The organism is Streptomyces sp. NPDC002690, from assembly GCF_053592415.1.
This window is the reverse complement of sequence record NZ_JBSFVR010000492.1, coordinates 1-4292: the sequence shown is the minus strand read 5'-3', so window position 1 is coordinate 4292 and position 4292 is coordinate 1. Positions and strand designations below refer to the sequence as shown.

General features: G+C 69.8%; 6 protein-coding genes. 1 reads left to right on the top strand and 5 read right to left on the bottom strand.

The window, feature by feature from the left end:
* From ACWD3D_RS33945 to ACWD3D_RS33935, 3 genes are all read right to left on the bottom strand, one after another.
* Positions 1–406 (bottom strand): hypothetical protein (locus ACWD3D_RS33945; protein WP_451464556.1); only part of this gene is annotated, 406 nt, incomplete at its 3' end.
* A 184-nt stretch (positions 407–590) separates the two neighbouring features.
* Entirely contained in the window at positions 591–1175 is a 585-nt protein-coding gene (locus ACWD3D_RS33940) for a GPP34 family phosphoprotein (protein WP_451464555.1), read from the bottom strand.
* A complete protein-coding gene (locus ACWD3D_RS33935; protein WP_451464554.1) occupies positions 1172–1300 on the bottom strand; it encodes a hypothetical protein in 129 nt (42 codons plus the stop codon). The genes ACWD3D_RS33940 and ACWD3D_RS33935 overlap by 4 nt, the downstream gene beginning before the upstream one ends.
* 287 nt (positions 1301–1587) lie before the next feature.
* Between ACWD3D_RS33935 and ACWD3D_RS33930 the strand changes: the two genes are divergently transcribed.
* Positions 1588–2490, top strand: coding sequence for an SGNH/GDSL hydrolase family protein (locus tag ACWD3D_RS33930; RefSeq protein WP_451464553.1), 903 nt, complete (start codon positions 1588–1590; stop codon positions 2488–2490).
* Positions 2491–2685: 195 nt separating this feature from the next.
* Here ACWD3D_RS33930 and ACWD3D_RS33925 read toward each other — a convergent pair whose 3' ends face one another.
* Positions 2686–2907, bottom strand: coding sequence for a hypothetical protein (locus ACWD3D_RS33925; RefSeq protein ID WP_451464552.1), 222 nt, complete (start codon positions 2905–2907; stop codon positions 2686–2688).
* A gap of 116 nt (positions 2908–3023) precedes the next feature.
* Entirely contained in the window at positions 3024–3452 is a 429-nt protein-coding gene (locus ACWD3D_RS33920) for an organic hydroperoxide resistance protein (RefSeq protein WP_451464551.1), read from the bottom strand.
* Between the last annotated feature and the right edge of the window lie 840 nt (positions 3453–4292).

Here is a 4292-nt window from a genome sequence, read left to right as displayed (position 1 = left end):
CTGCAGGCGGGAGTAAACGCCCCGCGTCGAGTTCGGCATGGACGAGGTGGAGCCATGTCCAGTCGCGGACGGTCCAGCAGTGCCCGACATCGCTGATCGCCTCCTGCCGCGCGGTGGCCAGGACGGAGCCGGGCAGATCCCGACCGAGCACGGCGTCGAGGTGGAGCAGCCCCAGTCGGAGACCGGAGCCGGGCACCGTCCGCGCGTAACGTTCGGGCAGGGCGTCCAACAGCAGCTCGCGCATGGCGGCAGGCTGCCGGCCGAGGTGGCGCACGGCCTCGCCCCATGCCCGACTGAGGTCACCGGCGCAGGCCTCGTACGCCATCACCGCGACGTCGAGGGCTCGTGGCGGCGCCGCGCCGCGAAGCTCCGCTTCCGCTCTGTCCCGGTAACCAAGCCCGGTCATCGCCGTACCTTTCCCTTGACATGGATGCGAACCCAGCCGTTCACACGTTTCTCGACTCTACCTCTGGGTGATACATGTCTCAGCCAGGGAGGAAGGTGCGTCGTCGGTCCCAGGGCCGCTCGGTCCGATCGGACTGGATCAGGCGCCGGGGCATGCGGGCCCCGCACATCCGGACGAAGGTTCCTCAGGCGCGCCAGATGTTGTCGAACGCGGCGTCCTCGACGTACCGGCGCAGTCGGGCGGCCGCCAGTTCGGTCACCGTGTCCGCAACGGCGGCCAGGACGGTCGACACCGCGTCCCCGGTGCGGACGTCCGCCGGTATCCCGCCGGTGTCCAGGATACCGAGCAGGGCCGTGAGTACGGGCTCGCCCGATGCCAGGCGCTCGTCCGCGCGTCGATGCTCCGGAGAGTCGGCCGGCAGGGCCGGGGCGGAACGCGGCAGGATTCCGTGGCGCCGGGGACGGGCCAGAAGGCCGGTGCTCTCCAGTTCCCCGGCGTAGATCTCGGCGAGCCCGGTGCCGTGGCGCGACATCCACTCCCCCACCGTCTCGTACGGCCGGTGCCGGCGAATCGCGATGAAGGCTCTGCTCAGCAGGGGGTCATCGTCTACCGGCTCGCTGCCGGGCACCAGGCGGTCCCCGACCAGGGCCAGTGCGCCCCGTTCCAGAAGGTCGATGGTTTCGGCAGCCGCGAGGGCGAGGGAGAGATCCGTCTGCCGGTCCGCCGCCGTGCCCAGGACGATGAGCGCGAGGTCACGTGCGGTGGTCATGAGTCCCACCCCGGCTCCGGCAGCCACGCCCCCGCTTCGCCGAGCGTGGCGAGGGCCGGTACATCGCCCACGGTGCACAACAACGCGTCGGCGGTGGCCGAGTCGCGGGTGTTCTCTGTCGTCATGTGTCCTCCGGTGAACGTGTTTCCGGTCGAACGGGCGCCGCCCGGAAGGGGGTTGGGTCGCAGTGGTCAGTCGCCGGAACTGGTGCCGCGCTTCCGGACGACCCGGTCGGTGATCGATTCGTTACCCGCGTCGCCACCACCCCCGGACCCCTCGCATACGTGTCCATGGTGGGTGCCCCGCCTCCCCCGAACGCCTCCGTGTGGACGGCCTCGGGCGTCGGCCGGAGGGTTCAGTGACGGCCGGCGTTCCCGGCGGAGACCCATGACCGATCCTGGAAGGACAGATCTTGAGGAAACTCCTCCCCACCTCCCGCGCCGTGCGCGCGCTCACGGCGGGAGCCGCGCTGCTCTGTGCCGGAGCGGTGTTCGCACCGGCAGGGACCGCCGCGGCGAACACGGTCTCCGAGACCCGGCACCGGGTGGACCTTGTCGCCCTCGGCGACTCGTACGCCTCGGCACCGTTGGTACCCACCCAGGTGGACCCGACTTGCCTGCGCTCCAGCCAGAACTACCCCTCGCTGGTGGCACAGTCGCGTTCTGCCGCCCTCACGGACGTCACCTGCTCCGGGGCCACCACCGTGGACATGACGGCCTCCCAGGCCGAGGGAGTGGCGCCGCAGCTCGACGCCCTCGACCGGGGTACCGACCTGGTCACCGTCACCATCGGCGGCAACGACATCGGCTTCTCGACGGTGCTGGGCACCTGCGCCCAGCTCACCTCCGGCGACCCCGCGGGCACGCCGTGCCGGACGCACTTCACCGCCGGCGGCTCGGACCAGGTGTCGGACGCCATCGCGGCCACGGGCCCGAAGGTTGCGAGAGTACTGCGAGGCATCCACCAGCGTGCGCCGCACGCCCGTGTCGTGGTGGTCGGTTACCCCGACCTCTTCCCCGAGGACGGCGTGGGCTGCACCGGCAAGACCGTACCGCTGGCCGCAGGTGACTTCCCCTGGCTCCGTGACAGGGAGAAGGAGCTGAACTCCATGTTGGCCCGCCAAGCACACCGCAACGGCGCGCAGTACGTCGACACGTACACGCCGACCATCGGGCACGACCTCTGCACGCCGACCGGTCCGCGCTGGATCGAGACGTTCGCGCCCGAGACCCCGGCGGCTCCTCTGCACCCCAACGCCTCGGGTGAGAGTGCGATGGCCACGGCCGTCGAGAGCGCGCTGGCGCGTCGACACTGAAGACCGGATCGTAACGCGGTCGCCGGTCCGGACGGATGCATCGGGTCCGGGCCGGTCCGCGTGTGTCCGGGAGTGGGCCGGACAGGCCGGTGAACGGGTAAGTCGGCCCGGACTCCGGGCCGGGCCGGCTCCTCTCCCCCTCACCCGGGCGATGCCCACGCCTGGCCACGCCCACGCCGGTGCCCACCCCTGCCGTCAGAGGAAAGCACCGGCGGCCGGGCCGTATCCGCCGAGCACCACGCCCTCCGCCCAGTTCCACACCTGGGTCTGAGTGGGCCCGGCACCTTCCCCGGAGGCTGCCGGGCCCCGGACCTGCTCGTCACCGGACTCGGCGGATGTTCGGCGACCGGCAACCTCTGCGGCCGGCGCGTCGCGGTGCCGGACGACGTGCGGACGGGTGTGCGCGGTGGACGCCATGTCAGCTCTCGCTCCAGGTGATCGGTGCCGGTCGGGGCACCGGAGGGGTGCAAAGTGTGCGGGTCCCGCACGGGGGCGCGGGAAGGGGCACGGGACCCGCGGTCCGTGATGCCCGATCAGGCCGCAGCGGCGGCGTTGATGGTGACCGGGATGTTGCCGCGCGTGGCCTTGGAATACGGGCAGATCTGGTGGGCGTCCTGGGCCAGTTCCTCCGCGGTCGCCTGGTCCACACCGCCCAGGACGGGGTTGAGGACGGCCGAGAGGGAGAATTCACCGTCGTCACCGTGGGTGAGAGTGATCTCGGCCGTGATGGTCGTGCTGGTCAACCGCACCTTGCGGAGTGCGGCGGCCCGGCGGAGGGCGCCGAGGAAGCAGGCGGCCCAACCGGCCGCCAGGAGCTGCTCGGGGTTGGTCGCGGCACCGGAGCCGCCGAGCTCCTTGGGGAGAGCGAGGCTGGTCTCCAGCAGACCGTCGGAGGAGTGGACGTGGCCGCCGTTCCGGCCTTCTCCATCGACGTCGACAACGGCGGTGTAGCTGACTGCCATGACTGATGCTCCCCATCGGATTCGGTAGGTCTGGGCCGCCTCTGGCTCGACACTCGAAGTGTCACCTGTTGAGGCGGTGACGTAATCATGTCAGCCTCGACATCACCAGTCAAGGTGGTGATGCATACGTTTGTTCAGGTTGCCTCGCATCGGGAGCCGTCCCGAGTTCCATACGGGCGCTCACCGACCGCACGTCGGGCACCTCAATGAAGATAGGTATGAATGATCCGATAGGGAGGTATGCCATCTCGCATGCACCGGCACGCCGCAATATCGACACACGTTTGAACCAGCGATGCTGGACGATCGCTGCTCCCTGCCATCGAGCCGCGGCCCGGGCGATTTGACGTCGGCGCCTCCCCCGTCGGGCGGGTGGTGAAGCACGCCCTTCACTCACGCGCGCCGGGCAGCCTTGAGCGCGCACGGGCGAGCTCCGACCAGAGAATGACGTCAACGTCCCGTCGGCCTGGAGTCGGCCCGTTCGCCGATGCGCGGGGCAGAGGATCTCGCGAGTGGTGCCCGACCGACGTTCACTTGTGGACTCGTCGGCTTCCCAGGGATCGCCGAGACGCAGAAACTGCCCTGGCACCCCCGAGGCGGTTCACGGGAGAATCGTTCTGAGCGAAGAATCGAACGGTTCGAAAACGCCACTCATGTACGGTTCGGGCTGTTCAGCCTCAGATGCGAGGGCTCGGCGGGCCGACAGCTATCGTTCGTGACTACGGGGTTCATCGACACGTCCGAGGGCGACATGAGCAGTCGCTCATGTCGCCCACGCAAGCCGATTCCACACAGAGCGCGGGTGGGAAGCAACCCGAGAAGCTCCTTCTGGATCCTGAG

Excerpts from the sequence above, each read along its gene's own strand:
- ACWD3D_RS33940 (WP_451464555.1), bottom strand. The coding sequence starts at position 1,175 with ATGACCACCGCACGTGACCTCGCGCTCATCGTCCTGGGCACGGCGGCG.
- ACWD3D_RS33935 (WP_451464554.1), bottom strand. The coding sequence starts at position 1,300 with ATGACGACAGAGAACACCCGCGACTCGGCCACCGCCGACGCGTTGTTG.
- ACWD3D_RS33925 (WP_451464552.1), bottom strand. The coding sequence starts at position 2,907 with ATGGCGTCCACCGCGCACACCCGTCCGCACGTCGTCCGGCACCGCGAC.
- ACWD3D_RS33920 (WP_451464551.1), bottom strand. The coding sequence starts at position 3,452 with ATGGCAGTCAGCTACACCGCCGTTGTCGACGTCGATGGAGAAGGCCGG.